The following is a 20,337-nucleotide window of genomic DNA, read 5'->3' on the forward strand; positions in this document are numbered from 1 at the left end:
CATTATGGTATAATAAACGGGAATGATTGATTGAAGGAGTTCGGGCGATTTGAGATTACTCACACTGATGGAATACTGTTTATTGATTTTCTTTATGGGCATTTATTTATCTGCAACAGGCTTTAATGCGAAGGACTTTGGCCTTTATATTGGGCTTGTCCTCATTTACACACTGGTCCACATCTTTTCCAAACGCTTTTTACAAAAGCGGGGAAAAGAAAACAAAAAAATCGGATTGTTTCGATCCGTATTAGCCATTACCGGATCTGTATTCGCTTCGGTACTAGCCATTGTGATCATTGTTACAGTGCTCACGCCAAATTAAAAACGACCCTTCTGTAAGGGTCGCTCGTTCAAGCACCTTTCTCTTGCCTCTGAGAAGGTGCTTTTATTTTGTCTGTCGAATGTCGCCAAACGGGAAGAAAACAAATTCTGATGTCCCGACAACCCGATCCTTTTCAATGAGGCCAAGTCCATTTCTGCTGTCCATGGAATTGAGTCTATTGTCCCCCATCACAAAGTAATCGTTTTTCGGTACTTTCACTGGACCAAAATCTCCAGTTAAATGCACTTCATACTCTTTCGCATGCGCCTTGTTCTCTTTTAAATAAGGCTCATCTACTTTTTTACCATTAATGTAAAGCGTATCATCCTTCATTTCAATCGTATCACCTGGAAGGCCGATCAATCGTTTGACATAATGAATCTTCTGTCCATCTTTTCCATTAATAATCACGATGTCACCGCGTTTCACACCACCGAGATAGTTAATGGTTTTGTTGACAAACAGCTTTTCCCCGTCATGAAGTGTCGGTTCCATTGACTCTCCTTCCACCACATACGGTTCAAATATAAATGTACGGATGAGCAAGACGAGCGCAAGTGCAATTAAAATGGCTTTGATCCATTCAAACAGTGAACTTTTCTTCTCTGTTTTGGCTTGCTTCGCATCAGATTGAATGTCATTTTCGTTTTGTTTGTTTTCTTCGTTCAAAATACTGCTTCCTCCTAAGACTTTCTGCTAAAAGACTTGAAACGTGAATTGAATAACTTTACTTTATCATATGTCATTTAAAAATTCACAAGACAACCATCTAATTAGATATTTTTTCCTAATTCACTGATGATTAAACAAAAAGAAGCACCGTTTTTCACGATGCTTCTCTTCTGCATTACGCTTCTTGTTGAACCGGTTTTTTCAAAATACCCAGTAAAATCGCTGTCACAACGGCACCGATTAAGATGCTGATGATGTAAAGAACTGGATGATTTGTTACCCAGAAAACAAATAGTCCGCCATGCGGTGCAGGAAGCGTCACTCTAAAGAATTCCGTTAATCCACCAGCAACTGCTGCACCAATAACAGCTGAAGGAATCACACGAAGAGGATCTGCCGCCGCAAATGGGATCGCCCCTTCAGTGATGAAGGCTGCTCCCATGAAGTAGCATGTAATCCCTGCTTCACGGTCACGTTTTGAGAACTTATTTCTAAAGATCGTTGTTGCAAGTGCAATACCTAGTGGTGGAACCATTCCGCCTGCCATAATTGCAGCATGCGGTGCATAGTTGCCAGCAGCAATCATTGCAAGACCAAATGTGTAAGCCGCTTTGTTAATTGGGCCACCCATATCAATTGCCATCATACCAGCTAAAATAATACCCATTAAAACAAGGTTTCCAGTACCTAATGATTCAAGCCAATGTGTTAATCCGTCCATCACCATTTTCACTGGTGTGTTGACAATATAATGCATGATAATGCCTGTAAAGAAAATACCGAACAATGGATACAGCAGAACCGGTTTAATCCCGTCGAGTGTCTGCGGTACGAATGTGAATACTTTTTTGAGCAGTACAACAATGTAACCTGCTAGGAAACCAGCAATCAGTCCACCTAAGAACCCTGCACCTGCTGCTGACGCCATAAATCCACCGACCATACCTGGCGCAAAACCTGGACGATCTGCAATACTCATGGCAATAAATCCAGCTAATACCGCAACGATTAAGGCAAGCGCATTATCGCCGCCAATTCCTTTTAAGACAGCTGCAAATGAATTAAATGAAGGGTCCTTAGGATCTGCTGAATTAATTCCCCAGAAGAATGAAATCGCAACTAATATACCGCCTCCGACAACAAATGGAAGCATGTTACTTACACCACTCATTAAGTGCTTGTAAAATCCGCTTCTTCCTTTGCCAGATGATTCAGTTTCGTCTTTAGAAGAACTGCCGCCTGAACCTTTATAAATCGGCGCATCTTGATTGATGGCTTTTTCAATTAATTCCTGCGGACGGCGAATACCAGCTGTTACAGGGACTTCAATGACATGTTTGCCTTTAAAGCGTTCCATTTCAACTTGCTTGTCCGCTGCCACAATGATGGCTGGTGCTTCTTCAATTTCTTTTGCTGTAAGGGCATGTTTAATACCGCCAGAGCCGTTTGTTTCAACTTTAATGTCAACGCCCATTTCTTTTGCTTTTTCTTTCAAAGCATCTGCTGCCATAAATGTATGTGCAATGCCGGTCGGGCAAGCTGTTACCGCTAAAATTTTAGCAGGTTTTCCTTCTGCAGCCGGCTCTTCTTGAACTTCCTCTTCTTCTTCATCATCTTGATCATGTGTATTGATGATCTCAATGATTTCATCTTCAGTCGCCGCTTCAAGAAGCTGCTTTCGAATTTCTTCACGCATAAGAAGTGTAGATAAACGAGAAAGTGCCTCTAAGTGCGTGTTGTTTGCGCCTTCAGTTGCGGCAATCATAAAGACAAGATGACTCGGCTGAGCGTCCAGTGATTCATAATCTACACCAGCAGTGGAGCGGCCAAATGCAATGGCAGGCTCTTTTACACTTGCTGTTTTAGCGTGCGGGATGGCAATTCCTTCACCAATACCAGTAGAGCTCTGTTTTTCACGATTAATCACAGCTTCTTTATAGCCCTCTTTATCATTTAACTTGCCTGCTGTATCTAAAACAGTGACAAGCTCTTCAATGACTGCTTCTTTCTGCTGGCTGTCTAATTGAAGCTTAATGGTATGCTTCGTGAGTAGTTCTGTAATTTTCATGATGACTCCTCCTTTAAATGCGTGTGACTTTTACTTGTGGTAATAGTGTGTCGACAAGCTCTTTTGTGCCAAGCTCCTCAGAAAAGGCTGTAGCGCTTCCTGAAGTGACACCAAGCTTAAATGACTCTTCAATTGAAAGGCCTTTTGAAACGCCGGCTAAAAACCCTGCAACGACTGAATCCCCTGCTCCAACTGAATTAACGAGCGTTCCTTTTGGAACATTGGACTGATAGATTCCTTCTTTACTGAATAAGAGGGCGCCATCACCAGCCATGGAGACGATGACATGTTCAGCACCTTGTTCTAACAGCTTTTTCCCATAAGGAATGGCTTCTGCTGCTGATGAAATACTCGTCTCAAACATTTCACCCAGTTCATGATGATTTGGCTTCATTAAGAACGGTTTCATGTCTGCTGCTTTTTTTAGCGCTTCGCCAGAAATATCAAGAACAACTCTTACACCTTGCTCTCGGCAAACTTCAGCAATACGCTCATATGTGTTATGAGGCAATGATGAAGGAATGCTGCCAGCTAAAACAACGACATCTCCTTCAGTCAATGAAGAAAATTGAGATAGAAACGACTCAAATTGCGCTTCAGTAATAGATGGGCCGAGTCCGTTGATTTCTGTCTCTTCACCTGTTTTTAGTTTTACATTGATCCTTGTATCTTCTGACACCTCGTGAAAGGCTGTTTGTAATTGTTCGTTCTGTAAAAAATTTTGAATATATTTGCCTGTAAATCCACCAATGAATCCAAGTGCTTTCGATTCAACACCGTGACGTTTTAATAGCCTTGAGACATTGATTCCTTTACCACCTGGATATTTTTGATCATAGGTTGAACGATTTAAACCGCCGACTGCAAAATCCTCCACGTGTACGATGTAATCAACTGATGGGTTTAAAGTAACTGTATAAATCATGTTTTCACTACCTTTATAACCGTTTTTTCATGGTAATTATCGAATGAATCTTCTTTTGCGTCGTTTGTGATAATGGTGGCTTCCTGTAAACTAGCAAAGGTTGAAAACGATATTTCGCCAAACTTTGAGGCATCTGATAAGATATAGGTTTTTTTCGCCTGTTTCATGGCTCTTTTTTTCATGAGTGCTTCCTCTGGATCAGGTGTTGTAAAACCCGCCTCGGGATGAATGCCATTTGTCCCAACAAAGCTTTTGTCAAAACGATAATTCTCCATCGCTGTCAAAGCTGCGGCTCCAACCATGGCTCCTGTTCGATGTTTCACTGATCCGCCTATCAAGTAAAAGGTAATACCTTTTCTCATGAGGGCTTCAATGTGCATCACACCGTTTGTCACCACGACAATATCTTGATCTGGATCGATATATTCAATCATTTGCTGTGTGGTTGTACCAGCATCTAAATAAATACAGTCGCCCTGTTTTAAAAGAGATGCCGCCGCCTCTGCTACCAATGACTTTTCTTGAAGGTTTTTGGCAGATTTCTCAAATACATCTGGTTCAAGGCGAATACTCGAAATCTTGGCTGCTCCTCCATGAACCCTTTTAAGAAATCCTTTTTCTTCAAGGGCTGATAAATCTCTTCTAATTGTAGATTCAGACGCATCCGTCATCATCGTTAAGTCCTGTATTTTAATGACATCATTTTCTTCCAAGCTGTCGATTATGAGTTGATGTCTTTCCGGTGTTAACATGCGAACACCCCTTTTGAAAACGTATTCATTTTGCGCGCACCTTTATTGTAATCGCTTTTTTCAACATTATCAATACAAAACAATCAAATACATTCAATAACTATCAAAATCTTTCACCATGGTCATCTTACCTTTATATGTACCATTTGTAAACTGAAAAATATGTGACAATAAGATGAAAGTCATGATATTAGCATTTCTATCATTTTTTATTTCATTCAATGGAACTAAAAAAAGCTTTTATGCGATTTGCATAAAAGCTTTTGATGGGTAATGAAGGCGAATGTAAACTGTTTGTATGCTTCTTTCCTCTTCGATTTATTCATACCTGAGCGATTCAATAGGGTCTAGTCTCGCTGCTTTATTCGCAGGAATTAACCCAAAAACAATACCAATGAGCATACTAAACAGTACGCCTCCACATACTACTTGCCAAGATACAAGAGACGGCCAGCCGGCAAATAGTGATACTAACGAAGCTCCGCCTAAACCAAGTGCAATCCCCATCAACCCGCCGATGAGTGTTAAAACGACAGACTCAATTAAAAACTGGACGAGGATTTGAGCCCTTGTTGCGCCCATCGCCTTTCGAATACCGATTTCTCTTGTCCTCTCTGTCACAGAAACGAGCATAATATTCATCACACCGATTCCGCCAACAAGTAAAGAGATCCCGGCTATTGAGCCAATGATCGTTGTCATAACGGATGTTATTTGACCAATCCCTTCTGCGATTTCTTCCATATTGATCATTTCGTAAGCATCTTCTGTATGATGATTTTCATTTAATATGGCAGCCGCGCTCTTTCCTACTTCCTTCATTTGATCAGCATGTGCGACTTGAATAGACAACTTATCATATTCACTCATACCAAGTGTGGAGGTGAGCATCGCAAATGGGACATAGATTTCATTCATATCAAATGAAAACATCCCTTTCTGTTTTGCTAACACACCGATGACTTCAACTGGCTGTCCGTTCATCCAAATCAGTTCGCCTAATGCCTTTTGTCCGTTGAATAGTTCTTTTTGTAAGCCATCTGAGATAAGAGCAGCTCTTCTGCCGCTTCTAAAATCAATATCTCTTAAATCCTGTCCTTCTGCGATTTGTAATGAATGTACATTTGTATACCCTTCATTTATACCGTTAACTGTCGCATCAACTGTCGTATCTTGAAACCTCAGCTGCATTCCTTGTGCAGTCGAGGAGGCGACCTGCTCCACCCCGTTGATTGTCCTAATGCTTTTTATGTCTTCCTCAGTAAATGATGCTTCGAATAAGGCATTTGGATTTGCATTTAATTCTTCGTCAGAAGGCGTATATGTCATATCAATGGTATTGTTTGGACCTGAAATCGATCCTTTTAACATTTGCTCACCGCCTTGACCGATCGCCACGACTGCAATGACTGATCCAACACCAATAATAATCCCAAGCATCGTTAAAATAGAACGTAATTTATGAGCTAAAACCGAATTCAGCGCTATTTTGATATTTTCAAAGAGTTTCATTCATAGCGTCCCCTTGTATCCATCTATCTTCAACAAGCCGTCCATCTCTCACAACGACAGTCCGATTTGTATACGCAGCTATTTCTTCTTCATGGGTGACAAGCACAATCGTTGTCCCTTCCTCATTCAGCTGTGTAAACTGTTCCATAATTGAGATGCTTGTTTTTGAGTCGAGAGCACCAGTCGGTTCATCTGCTAAAATCAGCTGAGGCTTATTGACAATCGCACGTGCAATTGCCACCCTTTGCTTTTGTCCTCCTGACAACTCACTTGGCATATGTTTCATTCGATCTGCCAAACCAACCTTTTCCAGTGCCAATTCCGCACGTTCTTTTCTTTCCTTTTGACTGATCCCAGCGTAAATCATCGGCAGTTCCACATTGCGCCTCGCATTTAACCTTGGCAGCAGATGAAATTGCTGAAAAACAAATCCAATGGATTGATTTCGAATGACCGCAAGCTCCTGGTCCTTTGCTGCTGACAGCTCTGTACCTTGAAAATGATATTGTCCTGTCGTTGGGCGGTCTAAACAGCCAATAATATTCATTAATGTTGATTTTCCAGAGCCGGACGGGCCCATAATGGACATATACTCGCCTTTTTCAATGACAAGATTCATATCACTTAATACATCAAATGTTTCGTGTGCGACCTCATAGCTTTTTGTCACGTTGGAAAGCTGAATCATTCAGCATTCACTTCCATTCCGTCATACATGTCATCTGTTGGATGAGCAATGATTTGATCCTCTGCCTTGACACCTTTTGTCACTTCAAGATCATGACCTGACGTTTCCCCTATGACCACTTTTACTTTTTTCAATTCATTTTTTTCAACAACATAAACGTATTGTCCATCAGTCTCTTTTTTTACCGCTGTTTCAGGAATTGTTTGCGCTTGGCGCTTATCTGTTTGAATTTCCATGATCATTTTAAAACCAGGCTTCGCCTCAGGTTTCTTTCCCTTTATTTCTACCTCAACAGGATATTGAACCGTTTGGTCGCTCGAAGTTGTTTCGACTGCTGTCTGGACAGGAACAGTGCCTACTTTTTTCACGACTCCTTGCCAGCTCTTCCCGCGAATGACATCAGACGTTACCTTCACTTTTTGTTTCTTTTTGATTTTTATGGCATCATACTCTGAGATCAAACCCCGCACGATCATTTTTTTATCATGACCAATATGAATGATCGGCTGCCTTTCTTCCGCCCCCCCTGCCCCTGCCTCTTGCTCAATGGAAATCACTGTTCCATCAATTTTACTATGTACGGTTAAATCTTCTATTTGAGCCTTTACTTTTTCTTGGCTGATCTCTGCTTGCTTTTGTTCTAATTCAGCCGCTTTCAGTTCTAATTGAAGCTGATCTCGCTCGCTTTTGATATTAGCGCCTGCTTTTTTCTCCTCTAATTCACTCAGCCGATTTTGCAATTGTTCCAGGTTTAATGTACTTGATTCAACGGCTAGTGCTTGCTGCTGCTCTTCAAGCTCCAGTTCCTTATTTTCATATGTAAGAAGCGGCGTTCCAGCCTTTACCTTTTCCCCTTCTTTCACAGCAATTTCCTTCAATTTCCCCTTTTCCTCTTCTTCATAGATGAACTGCTCTTCAAAGAATGAAAGTGTCCCCGGTGTCATCACGGTAGAGGTGATTTCTTTTGGCGTGAGTTTGACTGTTTTAATCGCTGCTGTAGAAGCAGGCTTTGCTTGGTTTTTCGCAATATTAAATCCAATAAATAGTCCAATCACAATAATTAAAATAGATCCAATGATGATTTTCTTTCTCATAAAAACCTTCTACCCCCAGCTTACTGATATGTTAATTGCTGTTCCTACATATTGAAAAATTAACGATAAGATATAAAAAACGCCTATAATCACCCAAGAAATTCTCGGTGATATACGCCCAACTTGGATGAATAAAAAGCCAGTTAAAACAAGATTCCAGATCACAAATAGATCGATATTGGCTAACACCGCCTGCCATGGACCAGAAATTCGAATGAGCGCGTTTAACGAGGTAACCGTGATGTCTTTTGGAACATGAAAAAGGATGACTGCCAAATGAGAAATAATTGTCCCAATGATCGTAACGGGTGTAATGAACAGGACCGCTGAAAAAAGCTGCCGAAATGATGCATCACCTTTCGCTAAAAATACGATGAGCTTATATATAGCCGCATTGATGACAATCCCAAATACGAGACCAATGAGTGTCACCACATAAACAACAGGTATCGGCAAACTTAAATCTGCCCACATTCCCTTATTTACGAGCTCAGACAAATAAGTCACAACGACTGTTAAAATAAGCACACAAGATAAAGGCCACCAAACAACTGGATTTTCCCATACTCTTTTCAGGTGCTCTGATGGTCTTGTACTCACTCCAATGATCGTAGGTTTGTCCATGTTTTCTTTCATCAAATGTCATCCTCTCTATGTCAAGCAAGTATGCAAACGCACAATAACGCTCTTTTTCTTTCTATTTTATCAAAAGATTGCCAATAAGTGATCGAACATTTGATTTTCTTATTTTCGTTGAGAAAAAATTTTATCTATTATTCTATTTTCACGAAAGAAACCCTTCAAATGACCTCATGATCCGACCATATTCATACCAAGAATCGTGCTTTTACTGACCTAAAAACATTTTATTAAGTAAACAATATGTCTTTCGGAATAAATATCCTTTTCTTTTGAATTCGCATGGTCTTAGATAGACACAACAATTTTTTGTTAAAATAATCCTATTAATTTCGACAAATCCCGGCTTTATAGGACTATGATTGGTTTCTTTTACAGAACAAATAAGTCTTTAGTATCAATACTTTCATATTAAAAAATTAAAAATAAAGGGATTTTACTTGATCAAAAGTTATTTTTTCATATAATGTAAAATAGAGGTAGGTTAAATGATAGTGGAAATGGAGTCAAGTGAATGTTAAGAGAAAAATTGAAAATGCAATTGATTTTACTGTATGAAAAGGAACAAGAAGCATGGCAATACTTTCGAAAGGAAAGAGAATCGATTTATCATGAGCTCAAATTACTTGATATGAAAGAAAGCAGACCTTCTAATGACAAAATATACTACGCTGCAAGATGTGTAGATATTATCAAAGAGAAAAAGGGAAGCATTGTGAGCACAAAAGAATTAAAGGAACAGCTTCAAGCCCAAACAGATTTCAATGTGAGACGAATCAGCGAATTGTATGATCTCATTCAGCAGCTCGATCCTCACATTTCTAAAGCAAGAAGGGGATGTTTTATTTACGAAGATCACACCCAAGTACCTCTACAAACTTTTCACACATAAAAAATTGGTTACAGCCGGGTGGCCATAACCAAATCCTCTAATATCTATTATCCACCACTTACAGGAGGAATGAGTGCAACAGTGTCCCCGCTACGCACTTCAGCATTTTCCCTCGTATATATTTCGTTGACTGCAACCATTACGTTTTGTGCAGCATCAACACCATATACCTCCTGTAATTCTATTTTAATCTCATCAACCGTTGTTTGATCTTTTTGAATGATGATTTGTTGTTTACCGGCCTTCTCAGCAAGGCCGGCGAACAATAATACATTAATCATGCTGATCACCTTCTTTCTCTGCAAGTTGAAGATTGCTAGGTTTACCTTCTGGATATGAAACCGTTTCAAGCTGATCACCTATCCAGGCCTCTCCGTCTTCCCAATATTCTTTTTTCCAAATGGGAACGATTTCCTTGATTCGTTCAATGGCATATTCATTGGCTTCGTAGGCAGCCTTCCTATGAGGAGACGAAACGGCGATCGCAACAGCAATATCCGTTATCTCAAGTGTTCCAATCCGGTGCACAATCGCTGCTTCAGTGTCAGGCCATCGATTCTTGATTTCTTGTCCAATCTGCCTTAGCATGCTTTCCGCCATTGGTATGTATGCTTCGTAGGTTAAACGCAATGTTTTCTTGCCGTTTGTCCATTCTCTGACCGTCCCAATAAACGTCGTAATCGCCCCTGCCTTTCGTCTTGTCACATGCTGAATCAATTCGTTTACCTCAATCGGCGTTTTTGTTATTTTAAAAAGTTCGCTCAAAACGTGCCGCCTCCCTTCAATAAGTGAAAAGCAAATGTCATCCCGCGCTTATCAAAAGCTGAAAACACAGGAAACGGGTAATTTTCGGTTAATTGATCTTCTTGAGAAAAATAAATAGCTGCTTGTATATTGGAAAGAGCGGAAAGGTCAATAAGCTCCTCTTCATTCTTTACACAAACGATTTTGCGATAAGGCGCCTGTTTGTACCCCTCTATGAGAACAGCGTCTAACGGAAGATGCTGACACATGTTGAGCAGCTGTTCTAACGTGAAGTCCTGCATCGAAAAGTGAAACTCACCTTCTCCTTCCACACCTGCGGCATAGGCACCTGCCTGAATATATCGATCAGTATCTTTTTCTTTGAAAAGACGATCTGGTGTCCCGCCATGTCCATGGTGTTTAAAGCAACCCAGCTTCAGTCCTTCACGTTCGGCCAGCTGACAGAGCTTTTCAATCAATGTGGTCTTGCCGCTATTTTGAAAACCGACCACCTGTAATATGCTTAATTTGTCATCCAGCATGGAGACCCACCGCCTTTGTGCTGAAACAGCAGAACATCAACTTGATCACCTGCTTGAAAACCTCTTGTTCCCCCAGGCAGCATGATGAAACAGTCAGCCTCTGCAATAGAGGTCACTGCACTTGATTTATCAAGACCTGTCGGAGTCACACTGATCTGACTCCCAGTGAATTGAAGAGCCGCCCTGACAAAACGAGTAAACGGATTGGCTTTTGGAAAATCATGTGTGAGTTTCGCCTCAGCAAAAGCGGGAAACGGATTTTCTTTCATATACCATTTATAAATGATCGGTTTCACAAATAATTCAAAGCCCACAAAACAGGCAGCAGGGTTTCCAGACAGCCCAAACAGCAATTGACCATTCGGCATTGCAGCCACAGTCGTCACACTTCCAGGTCTCATGGCTACTTTATTAAACAGTACCTTGGCTCCCAGCTTTTCATAAATGGCAGGCAGAAAGTCAAAATCACCCACTGACACGCCGCCTGTTGTGATCAGAATGTCTACCTTGCTCATGGCTGCTTTTACTGCATGATAACTTTTGTCAAAATCATCGGAGACTCCGCCTAAATCTAGCGGATCAGCTCCGGCCTCAAGTACCTGCGCATAGACCATACTCAGATTACTATTTCTAATCTTGCCGTCTACCATGGCATCACTTACTTGAAGAAGCTCTGTGCCCGTTGAAATAATGCCAATCACCGGTTTTTTGACAACTGGCACTACCGCATATCCAAATGTCGCCAAAAGAGCCGTGACGCCAGAAGTGACAGCTGTTCCTTTTTTGACCATCACGTTTCCTTTGAGAACCTCTTCTCCTTGACTAGAAATATTGTCTCCCTTTTTCAGCGGTCTTTTCAGTGACATGAATGATTTGCCGTCTTTTTCGAAAGTCTTCGTCAGCTCGATCATGATGACGACATTTGCTCCATTTGGAATTTTTGCCCCTGTCATTATACGGATGGCCTGAAAGGGACCGATGGTTTTTGCTGAGACCATTCCTGCACCAATATGATCAATGACCTCGAATTCAACTGGATGCGCACTTGACGCTTCTTTTGTATCTTCTGCCCGAAGCGCAAATCCATCATACGGAGAACGATCAAATGCCGGAACATCATGGTCTGCCAAAATATCTTCTGCAATAAACCTTCCAAGGCTATCCTTTAAAGGGACCCATTCTATTTCTCCATGTTTTTCGTATTGGTGAACTTTCTTTATAGCCTCTTCTACTGGTATTGGCTGCCGTCTTTCCATCACACTTCACTCCTATATCCCTAGCAGTCTCGCTAGTAATGAATTGGCTTCTTTTTCATCATTTGTTCCATGGATTAATGCACGTCCTCCTTTGAAACAGACCATCCGGTAATTTTCGTAGCGTACATGGATTAAGAAGTCGTTTACTTTCACCTCACAAATAGATGAGAGCCGCTCTTTCATATGCTGAAATGAGAGTTTTGCTAAATCCTTTGAAACAATTTGAACGGTGTCACGTCCGCAAAGGACCGTCGATTTTTTACGCTGATCATGTAAATAAGGATAGGTTCTTGCGATGCCGCAAGTTGGACAGTTCTTCTCTTTAGTTAGAGATAAATCCATTTTAAATGATGTGGACTGCCAAAGATCAAACGTGACAAATTTCCGCTCGATTTGATCTTCATGCCCTGTTAAATATTTTAGTGCCTCTGTTTGCTGATAAGCAGAAACCATTTGAACAGCAGGTGAAATAATCCCCGCTGTATCACACGTCAAGCCGCCAACAGGCATTGCCGTGAACACACATGATAAACATGGCGTTTTATCCGGCAATATGGTCATATACATCCCCTGACTGCTCACACAAGCACCATATATCCACGGCGTCTTCGTTTCTAGTGATAAGTCATTCATCACCATTCTTGTCTCAAAATTATCTGTTGCATCAATGACGATATCTGCTCTCTGGAATAACGGCCTTAACAGCTCCGCCCCTGCATCTTCAATCAGAGCGTGTATGGTCACTTCATGATTGATCTGCTCGAGACGTTTTTGTGCCGCAGCTGCTTTTGGTACATGTGCCTTTGCATCATGTTCCGTGTAGAGCTGCTGCCGCTGTAAATTTGAAAATTCCACATAATCACGATCGACAATCGTAAGCGTACCGATGCCAGACCGGACAAGCCCTTCCGCAGAAGCGGTACCAAGTGCACCGGCTCCAACGATCAGCACATGACTTTCAGCCAGCGCATGCTGCCCTTTTTCCCCAACCGGAGGGAACAAGATTTGTCTTGAATATCGGTCATTCAATGCTGTTCTCTCCTCACCGTTTTTTTATGTATCATATCATACCGTTTTCAGGTAAATCGCTTCTTTTATTGATATTACGAAATTCGTTTGATGTCACGTTCAGTTCTTCCTCTGAAACGATACGCACATGAAGCTTTTGAAGCAAATCTTTAATGGCTAATTGATTCTCTTTTAAGCACGCGCGAATAAACGGCAGAGAGCGGCGGTGATAAAGTGCAAATAAAGGCTGTAATCTGCCCTGAACAAGCGGGATAATGGCATCTGCGCGCTCATTGCAATAGGACGATAATACTTCCGCCGTTTTCTTCCGTATGAAAGGCATGTCACACGCCGTCACTAAATACCATTCTGCTTCTTGCTTTTGCATCGCTGTATATATGCCAGCAAGCGGTCCGCATCCGCGCACCTCTTCATCATCTAAACACACACTTTGTTCACCTCTTGCTTTGAAAAAAGGAAGAAGCGATGGATGACTTATGATGACAGTCTGCCCGTCTAAAAGCTGCTCTTTCACATGCTCATATAATGGTTTCCCCTGAAACATATGGCTTGCCTTTGGCTCTCCAAAACGTCTGGAAGCTCCTCCAGCTAAAATCACATTCACTACGTGCATCCTCTCATCCTCCTTTGATATGGTTGTTCTAATCGCACTCCTTTCGCATACTTTATTGGTAACATGAATAAGGAGGGTCTATCGATGAACAGGCGCCATGCTTCTCCCCTATTCCATGATCTATCTCAAGAAAATTTATACTTAAAAGCTGAAACTGCCAAATATCAACAAATGATCTCTGATTTACAGTCCTCATATACGTATTCTAAAAATAAGAAGCTAACTCAAGAATATCATGAGATGAAAAAGGATTACACACAATTAAAACAACAACTGGATGAAATAACCAATGATCAACATGATGCTGCCTCAAAAATACAGGATCTCTCCTACAGCAAAACAGAATTGTTACATAAAATGGTCCTTCTCCATGAGATGCTGCAAAAGGAAACCTATCATAGAAGAAAAGAAACCGAAGAAAAACACAGGCTGCATTTGAAAGTTGTCAAATATAAGGAAATCTCGCAACAATTAAATGAACGGATAGAAGATCAAGATAAACGACTTGCAAAAGAGGAGAAAAAAGGAAATACTTTATCCGCAGTGATTGAAAAGCTGCAGCAAAATTTGGGCGATAAAAACGCAGAGCTCCATGTATTACAGGAAGGCGTCAGACACCTTCAAGAGCGTTTTTATGAAACGCAGGAGAAATTACTGCAAATTGAAAAAGCAAAAGAAGCGATTTTTTATGAAACGCTCACGAGCTATCAAAAACAGTTAGCAGAAAGCGAGGAATGGATCGCATCTCATTTTGCTGATATTGACCAGTCAGCCCAAACAAATTCACAGCCATTCTCACGAGACATCCTGCAAACGACAGAAGAAATCGAACCGATTTTGAAGAAACTCAACGAACAAGTTCAAACACTTCAGGAACAAGTCGATGCTGTGCAGCGTAATGGAGAAGTCATGACAGTCAAAATCGACGGCTTTAAAAAACAGCGTGATCACCTGCCTAAGGAACGCAAAATTGTCTATACAGTTGATCAAAAGAAGTAATTCTCGAATAAAAAAACTGCTGGCTTGACGCCCAGCAGTTTTTTTATTTATTCGTCTTCTGTTTGAATGTCGCCTTCTAAAATATACTGTCCGCGATAAGGCTTCTTCACTTCAGGATACATTTTAATTAAGCTTTGCATAAACGTTGTCATATTTGGGATTTCAAGACCGCTCTCTTTTTCGATCTCTTTTTGAAGCTCTGAGCTTTTAATCGCTGCATTATGACGTTTTAACGTTTTAATCGCAGCTTCACGAAGCTTCGCTGCCTTTGAGCCAGGACGAGCTGTGCCTCTTCTGCGTCTTGTCGATCCTTCAGGAATACCTACAGGTGCACCGTTTAGCTGTCCTGTTCCTAAAGATGATGATTGTGGTTGTGCCGGCTGCTGGTAGCTTCTCATTTCTTGCGCAGCAAGCTCAGCTAATACAGGCAGTGAATCTGTCTTTCTTTCTGTACGTACTTCTTTTTTTGTATCTGACACTAGACCTGTTCCTTGACGGTCTAATTCTCTTAATTTTGCATAAATCGCATCGCGCTCAATTTGATATTCACGGATGACCTTTACTTCTGCCTCGTTTAATTGTTCCAATCGTAAACGTAACGCTTCCCTCTCATTAAACAATGGATTTCCCCCTCATCATATAAAAAATATTCTATAGTAAATATTAGATTAGAAAACTAATTTTATCAACTATTTTTTTATCATTTTACAGTTTGCTAACAGATAGGTATTTTCAACTAAAATTTTGCCAAGGAGGAAAAATCGGCACCCATTTCATTGACACCATAGGCTTTTGACAAACCTTAAAATATTGTAAAAAAATTGAATAAACGCTTATACTACTTGATTTATATAGTTATTTACCTAACTGAAATTTCTTTTGTGCAAAAACGTTCTGAATAGTAAAAAGTTAAAATCTTTACAATTTCATTTCAAAACAAAAATGTAAATAGGTCGTTATACCTTTTTGTTTCAGGGATATTTTTTAATAAACTCCCTCATTTTCTCTTTTCTTAGGAATAATAAACTCGTCCAGTGCAATAAGCCGCCTGTTTTTGCCCATGAAAAAACCCCCATTTATGGGGGAAAGCCTATTCTGCAGCCTTTTCAGACTCAGAAAGCACTCGATTGACACGTTTTTCAAGCATTTTCATTCCGCTTCCGCCGGCTTGGAAGTGACGCAAAGCACCTGTTTTATCAAATACATAATATGCAGGTACATATTCGTTTTCAAAGGCTTCTGTTAGGTGATGATCACTGTCCACAAAGATTGGCTGCGTAATTTCATGCTCTTTCGCAACTTCTTTGATTTTTTCTAGATCTAGGTCATCTTCTGAACGAGGCATATGAACTGCTACAACGTTTAGTTGATCCTTGTACTCATCACGGAATTGATTGACTTGAGGCATTGCCTCTTTACAAAGATGACAGCTGACTGACCAGAAATGAATCAATGTTGGTTTGTCACCAATCAAATCTTCTTTTGTTACTTCTCCATTTAACCACTCTTTTGCACCAGTTAGTTCTGGCATTGGTTGACGTAATTTCATTATGAAGCGCCTCCATCCATTGTATGTGTCGAAACAAAAAGGTCTAACATCAGTTAGACCCTCCTGTTTCTTCAGTTATCAATTAAAGTGTTTTTTGACCAGGTTTCCAGTTCGCTGGGCAAAGTCCACCAGTTTGTAATGCTTGAAGAACACGTAATGTCTCATCTACATCACGACCGATATTGTTGTGGAATACTGTTTGGTATTGAAGTTCGCCTTCTGGGTTAATGATGAATAAACCGCGAAGAGCAATTCCTTCTTCTTCAATTAAAACGCCGTATTCTCTAGATACTGTGTGGTTAGTATCAGCAGCTAACGGGTATTTTAATTCACCTAGACCATTGTCTTTACGGTCTGTATTGATCCAAGCAAGATGCGTGTGGATTGTATCAGTAGATACACCGATGATTTCTGCATCTAAATCTTCGAACTCGTCATAACGATCGCTCATTGCTGTAATTTCAGTTGGGCAAACAAATGTGAAATCCATTGGATAGAAGAAAAGAACTGTCCATTTGTCATTCTTCATGTTTTCCTCTAAACTTACTTTACCAAATTCCTTGTTAGCAAGTACTGCTTCCATTTCAAAACGTGGAGCTTGTTTTCCTACGAAACGCTCTGCCATATGTAAATCCCTCCAAAAAATAATATCTTTATACAGTCTTCTTAGCTGTATATAAAATGAGAATCAAAACTTAAAATTCTCATTTAGTTAATAACTTCACAATTACAATTATAATACTTATGCGATTTTTAGTCAATATTAATTAATAATAAATTTAATTAACGATTTGTCACAATTCCTGCTTCACCTATCAAAAGTTTAACATGACTTGCATAAGGGAACAAATGATTAGCTTCTCTTTTAGAGCATACATAGAAAGGTTTTGAAGATCATGAGAGCATTTCAACAAGTAGATTGGGTTTCCATTATCCTCAATAGCAGTATGATTTTGCTAAAACTAGTCGCCATTTTTGCCATTTACTTTATCATCAGAGCCATAGGAAACAAGATGATTAAGCGAGCCTATTCCACATTCGCTGAAAAGCATGAAGTCTCTTTATCAAGAGCACAGACGCTTCAAAGTCTGACGTTAAATATTTTCGCCTACTTATTGATTTTTATTCTAGTTGTGATGATCCTCGACTTATTTCATTATAACCCGACTGCTTTGCTGGCAGGTGCAGGCGTTGTAGGACTTGCGATCGGTTTTGGCGCTCAAGGGTTAGTGAGTGATATTGTGACCGGATTCTTTATACTTTTGGAAAAACAATTTGATGTAGGAGAATATATAACGGTCGCCGGCTTTGATGGGATTGTTGAACAAATTGGACTAAGAACCACACAGCTTCGAAGCTTTGACGGCACCCTTCATTTTATTCCTAATCGCAGCATACTGAATGTGAGCAATCATTCAAGAGGGACGATGCAGGCACTCGTTGATATTGAGCTGTCTCCGGATGAAAATGTGGATCAGATGATCACAGCCCTTCAAGCTGCCTGTGATGAGGTGCGGGAGGAAACTCCTCAAATTATCGAAGGTCCTCAAGTTGTCGGCGTGGAGGCGTTCGGTTCTTCTTCCCTTGTGCTGCGCATCATAGCGAAAACCGAAACAATGGAGCAATGGCGGGTAGAACGAATCTTGCGCAAAAAAATGAAAGAAGTACTCGATATAGAAAAAGAGCAAAAAGAACCGGGATCATAATCTACCGGTTCTTTTTCTTGTTTTATTGAACACGCTGTTCTACTTCTTGGCAAATTTCATCAGCCGTCATACCTGATGCTGTAATAACAGATGCCTTTGTTGTTGTGTCTGAAATGCCAAGAACATTTGAATCTAATCCTGTGACGACATAACAGTCACACTGATCCATTTGCTGTTCATTTTGAATACGTACGACATCATACCCTTTTTGCTTCAATAGTTCTTCTACATCGGATAAAGATTGTTCTACACCAATTTTTGTCATAATCAAGAACACCTCCTGTTCATAAGGTGTACAGGAGGCAGCTCGATTATTCATTCACCAGCTTGCTTTTTAAAATAAGCCGTCATGACATTCACAGCTGTTTCAATCGCGTTTTCATCCGGCTGGAGCTTTGCATGATGCAGGCCGTATTCTGAATCGACCCCTAACCAAAACATGAAGCCGGGATATTTTTTCAGCATGTAGCCAAAATCTTCTCCTGTCATGGCTTCTCTGCATTCAATCACATTCGCAAGCCCTTCTTCGGCTACATATGACATAAATTCCTCTGTCAAATCCTTTGAATTGTCCACTTCGTAATAAGACGAAGGATAACGAACAGTTGCTTTGCATTCGTAGCCAATTTCAATTCCTTTTGCCAATGCTTCAATCCGCTTTCTCACCTTGTCCATAGACTCTGGCGAAAGTGTGCGAATGGTACCGTCAAGCTTTGCATGCTGCGCAATAATATTTTGAGCCGTTCCGCCGGTAATCGTGCCCACTGTAATGACCGCACTATCAAGCGGATCAACATTACGCGAAATCACCGATTGCAGCTGACCTACAAGAGCACTTGCAGCAACAACCATATCATTTGCTAAATGAGGATATGCAGCGTGTCCGCCTTTTCCTTCAAGCTCAATCAAAAGCTCACTCGTATTGGCAAATAGCAAACCAGGCTTTGTAGCAATTGTTCCAACAGGATATTCAGGTGCGATATGCAGCGCTGTAATAAAGTCTGGTGTCCATTTTTTGAGAACATCACTTGCAAGCATTGGTTCGGCACCGCCTGGACCTTCTTCTGCCGGCTGGAAGATAAATAACACGTCTTCTTTAATCGGTTCATGAACGAAATGATCGATGATACCAAGTGCAATGGTCATATGAAGGTCATGTCCACATGCATGCATCTTCCCTTCATGCACAGATTCAAATGGATACCCTGTTTCCTCGGGTATAGACAGGCCGTCCATATCTGCACGATAAGCAAATACGCGCGTTGGATTTGTCCCTTTCACTTTTACAAAAAGCCCAGTTCGCCACGTTTCAATCTCAACTCGATCTTTTGAATAGGTGTCCAAATGCTGAATAAGATACGCTTGTGTTTTAAATTCTTGGAAACCAAGCTCAGGGATTTGGTGTAAATCTCTTCGAATGGATATTAATTGCTCACGATTTAACAAGTGAACTCGCTTCCTTTCTTCTATACGAATAAGACGTGGATATCTCATCCACGTCTTTGTCTTCAGCTGCGAATTATATGATTAAAGCTGACGCAGTTCTTGTTTGATTTCAGTCTTACCTTTTGTTTTTTCATCGATGTCTTTGATTTTCTTAGCAGGTGTACCTGCTACAACTGTGTAAGGCTCTACATCGTTCACAACGATTGCACCAGCAGCTACTACTGCACCTTTACCAATTGTCACGCCTTCTAGAACAACAGCGTTCGCACCGATGACAACGTCATCTTCTACCACAACTGGTTTAGCAGACGGCGGCTCAATAACACCTGCAAGAACAGATCCAGCACCGATATGACAGTTCTTACCTACTGTCGCACGGCCGCCAAGCACCACGTTCATGTCAATCATCGTACCTTCGCCGATCACAGAACCGATATTAATAGAAGCACCCATCATAATGACTGCATTATCACCGATTTCAACTTGGTCACGGATGATTGCCCCTGGCTCAATACGGGCTTTAATGTTTTTCAAATCTAACATCGGAATTGCAGAGTTGCGGCGGTCATTTTCCACGACAACATCTTCAATTTTGTCTTTGTTTGATGCTAGCACTTCTTGAATTTCACTCCACTCACCGAAAACAACTCCAGTGTTTCCTGTGATGAATGTTTTTGCATGTTCACCAAACTCAATACCTTCTAAGTCACCTTTAATATAGACTTTGACAGGTGTTGATTTTGTACTATTTTGAATAAATGAAATAATTTCATTAGCGTCCATTTGTTTCATGTATGTATGTCCTCCTCTTAATTTATACTTCATTACTGTACCAAAGGAGTGTTTTAATGACAAGTGAAAGAGTCATCTCCTCAATGGAAAATAA

24 protein-coding genes are annotated in these 20,337 nt (G+C 40.7%); 4 read left to right on the forward strand and 20 right to left on the reverse strand.

The window, feature by feature from the left end; translation table 11 throughout:
- Window positions 1-49 precede the first annotated feature (49 nt).
- Window positions 50-325: a hypothetical protein gene (locus AMR95_RS05345; protein ID WP_039178200.1), complete on the forward strand. Its 276-nt coding sequence runs from the start codon at window positions 50-52 to the stop codon at window positions 323-325.
- Between the two features lie 63 nt (window positions 326-388).
- Here the strand turns inward: AMR95_RS05345 and lepB are convergent, their stop codons facing one another.
- The 8 genes from lepB to AMR95_RS05385 form a co-directional block, all read right to left on the reverse strand.
- Complete coding sequence (lepB, locus tag AMR95_RS05350; protein WP_029706712.1) at window positions 389-961, reverse strand: signal peptidase I; 573 nt, start codon at window positions 959-961, stop codon at window positions 389-391.
- Window positions 962-1,172: 211 nt separating this feature from the next.
- A complete protein-coding gene (locus tag AMR95_RS05355) occupies window positions 1,173-3,065 on the reverse strand; it encodes a PTS fructose transporter subunit IIABC (protein WP_058837767.1) in 1,893 nt (630 codons plus the stop codon).
- Window positions 3,066-3,078: 13 nt separating this feature from the next.
- Window positions 3,079-3,990 carry a 1-phosphofructokinase gene (gene pfkB, locus AMR95_RS05360; RefSeq protein ID WP_039178195.1) on the reverse strand — a complete coding sequence of 304 codons (912 nt, stop codon included), beginning with the start codon at window positions 3,988-3,990 and terminating at the stop codon, window positions 3,079-3,081.
- Window positions 3,987-4,742, reverse strand: a complete 756-nt coding sequence (locus tag AMR95_RS05365) for a DeoR/GlpR family DNA-binding transcription regulator (protein ID WP_039178192.1) — start codon at window positions 4,740-4,742, stop codon at window positions 3,987-3,989. Before AMR95_RS05365 ends, pfkB begins: the two co-directional genes overlap by 4 nt.
- Window positions 4,743-5,060: 318 nt before the next feature.
- A complete protein-coding gene (locus AMR95_RS05370; RefSeq protein WP_058837768.1) occupies window positions 5,061-6,254 on the reverse strand; it encodes an ABC transporter permease in 1,194 nt (397 codons plus the stop codon).
- Entirely contained in the window at window positions 6,241-6,942 is a 702-nt protein-coding gene (locus AMR95_RS05375) for an ABC transporter ATP-binding protein (RefSeq protein ID WP_058837769.1), read from the reverse strand. Before AMR95_RS05375 ends, AMR95_RS05370 begins: the two co-directional genes overlap by 14 nt.
- Entirely contained in the window at window positions 6,939-8,036 is a 1,098-nt protein-coding gene (locus AMR95_RS05380) for an efflux RND transporter periplasmic adaptor subunit (RefSeq protein ID WP_058837770.1), read from the reverse strand. Before AMR95_RS05380 ends, AMR95_RS05375 begins: the two co-directional genes overlap by 4 nt.
- 9 nt (window positions 8,037-8,045) lie before the next feature.
- On the reverse strand, window positions 8,046-8,672 hold the full coding sequence (locus AMR95_RS05385) for a YIP1 family protein (protein WP_058837771.1): 627 nt from the start codon (window positions 8,670-8,672) through the stop codon (window positions 8,046-8,048).
- A gap of 517 nt (window positions 8,673-9,189) precedes the next feature.
- On the opposite strand from AMR95_RS05385, the gene AMR95_RS05390 reads away from it, so the two are divergent.
- Window positions 9,190-9,567: a Rok-like winged helix domain-containing protein gene (locus AMR95_RS05390; RefSeq protein ID WP_034281609.1), complete on the forward strand. Its 378-nt coding sequence runs from the start codon at window positions 9,190-9,192 to the stop codon at window positions 9,565-9,567.
- 47 nt (window positions 9,568-9,614) lie between these two features.
- Here the strand turns inward: AMR95_RS05390 and moaD are convergent, their stop codons facing one another.
- From moaD to AMR95_RS05420, 6 genes are read right to left on the reverse strand one after another with little or no spacing between them, the layout of a single operon-like run.
- Entirely contained in the window at window positions 9,615-9,848 is a 234-nt protein-coding gene (moaD, locus tag AMR95_RS05395) for a molybdopterin converting factor subunit 1 (protein WP_039178180.1), read from the reverse strand.
- Window positions 9,841-10,332 (reverse strand): molybdenum cofactor biosynthesis protein MoaE, encoded by a 492-nt coding sequence (locus tag AMR95_RS05400; protein ID WP_058837772.1) that lies wholly within the window; start codon window positions 10,330-10,332, stop codon window positions 9,841-9,843. Before AMR95_RS05400 ends, moaD begins: the two co-directional genes overlap by 8 nt.
- Entirely contained in the window at window positions 10,329-10,853 is a 525-nt protein-coding gene (gene mobB / locus AMR95_RS05405) for a molybdopterin-guanine dinucleotide biosynthesis protein B (RefSeq protein WP_058837773.1), read from the reverse strand. Before mobB ends, AMR95_RS05400 begins: the two co-directional genes overlap by 4 nt.
- Window positions 10,835-12,112, reverse strand: a complete 1,278-nt coding sequence (locus AMR95_RS05410; RefSeq protein ID WP_058837774.1) for a molybdopterin molybdotransferase MoeA — start codon at window positions 12,110-12,112, stop codon at window positions 10,835-10,837. Before AMR95_RS05410 ends, mobB begins: the two co-directional genes overlap by 19 nt.
- Before the next feature lie 9 nt (window positions 12,113-12,121).
- Window positions 12,122-13,138, reverse strand: coding sequence for a ThiF family adenylyltransferase (locus tag AMR95_RS05415; protein WP_058837775.1), 1,017 nt, complete (start codon window positions 13,136-13,138; stop codon window positions 12,122-12,124).
- Between the two features lie 31 nt (window positions 13,139-13,169).
- Window positions 13,170-13,751 (reverse strand): molybdenum cofactor guanylyltransferase, encoded by a 582-nt coding sequence (locus AMR95_RS05420; RefSeq protein ID WP_058837776.1) that lies wholly within the window; start codon window positions 13,749-13,751, stop codon window positions 13,170-13,172.
- Between the two features lie 84 nt (window positions 13,752-13,835).
- Between AMR95_RS05420 and AMR95_RS05425 the strand changes: the two genes are divergently transcribed.
- Window positions 13,836-14,750 carry a hypothetical protein gene (locus AMR95_RS05425; RefSeq protein WP_058837777.1) on the forward strand — a complete coding sequence of 305 codons (915 nt, stop codon included), beginning with the start codon at window positions 13,836-13,838 and terminating at the stop codon, window positions 14,748-14,750.
- 47 nt (window positions 14,751-14,797) lie between these two features.
- Here the strand turns inward: AMR95_RS05425 and rok are convergent, their stop codons facing one another.
- The 3 genes from rok to ahpA all read right to left on the reverse strand — a co-directional run bounded on the left by rok (window position 14,798) and on the right by ahpA (window position 16,924).
- Window positions 14,798-15,370 carry a transcriptional regulator Rok gene (gene rok, locus AMR95_RS05430; protein WP_024426871.1) on the reverse strand — a complete coding sequence of 191 codons (573 nt, stop codon included), beginning with the start codon at window positions 15,368-15,370 and terminating at the stop codon, window positions 14,798-14,800.
- Window positions 15,371-15,840: 470 nt separating this feature from the next.
- A complete protein-coding gene (locus tag AMR95_RS05435) occupies window positions 15,841-16,299 on the reverse strand; it encodes a TlpA family protein disulfide reductase (RefSeq protein ID WP_024424727.1) in 459 nt (152 codons plus the stop codon).
- A gap of 82 nt (window positions 16,300-16,381) precedes the next feature.
- Window positions 16,382-16,924: a biofilm-specific peroxidase AhpA gene (ahpA, locus tag AMR95_RS05440; protein WP_003211758.1), complete on the reverse strand. Its 543-nt coding sequence runs from the start codon at window positions 16,922-16,924 to the stop codon at window positions 16,382-16,384.
- A gap of 271 nt (window positions 16,925-17,195) precedes the next feature.
- Here ahpA and AMR95_RS05445 point away from each other — a divergent pair, with 271 nt between their 5' ends.
- On the forward strand, window positions 17,196-18,005 hold the full coding sequence (locus AMR95_RS05445) for a mechanosensitive ion channel family protein (RefSeq protein ID WP_024424726.1): 810 nt from the start codon (window positions 17,196-17,198) through the stop codon (window positions 18,003-18,005).
- A 22-nt stretch (window positions 18,006-18,027) separates the two neighbouring features.
- On the opposite strand, the gene AMR95_RS05450 is transcribed toward AMR95_RS05445, so the two are convergent.
- The 3 genes from AMR95_RS05450 to dapD are packed head-to-tail and all read right to left on the reverse strand — an operon-like array spanning window position 18,028 to window position 20,243.
- Entirely contained in the window at window positions 18,028-18,270 is a 243-nt protein-coding gene (locus AMR95_RS05450) for a YkuS family protein (protein WP_058837778.1), read from the reverse strand.
- A gap of 50 nt (window positions 18,271-18,320) precedes the next feature.
- Window positions 18,321-19,499 (reverse strand): N-acetyldiaminopimelate deacetylase, encoded by a 1,179-nt coding sequence (locus tag AMR95_RS05455; protein ID WP_058837779.1) that lies wholly within the window; start codon window positions 19,497-19,499, stop codon window positions 18,321-18,323.
- 33 nt (window positions 19,500-19,532) lie between these two features.
- The gene (gene dapD / locus AMR95_RS05460) at window positions 19,533-20,243 is read right to left on the reverse strand and encodes a 2,3,4,5-tetrahydropyridine-2,6-dicarboxylate N-acetyltransferase (RefSeq protein ID WP_039178160.1); all 711 of its coding nucleotides are present in this window, start codon (window positions 20,241-20,243) and stop codon (window positions 19,533-19,535) included.
- Window positions 20,244-20,337: the final 94 nt, after the last annotated feature.

Source organism: Bacillus sp. G1(2015b) (assembly GCF_001482475.1).
GTDB lineage: Bacteria > Bacillota > Bacilli > Bacillales > Bacillaceae > Bacillus > Bacillus safensis.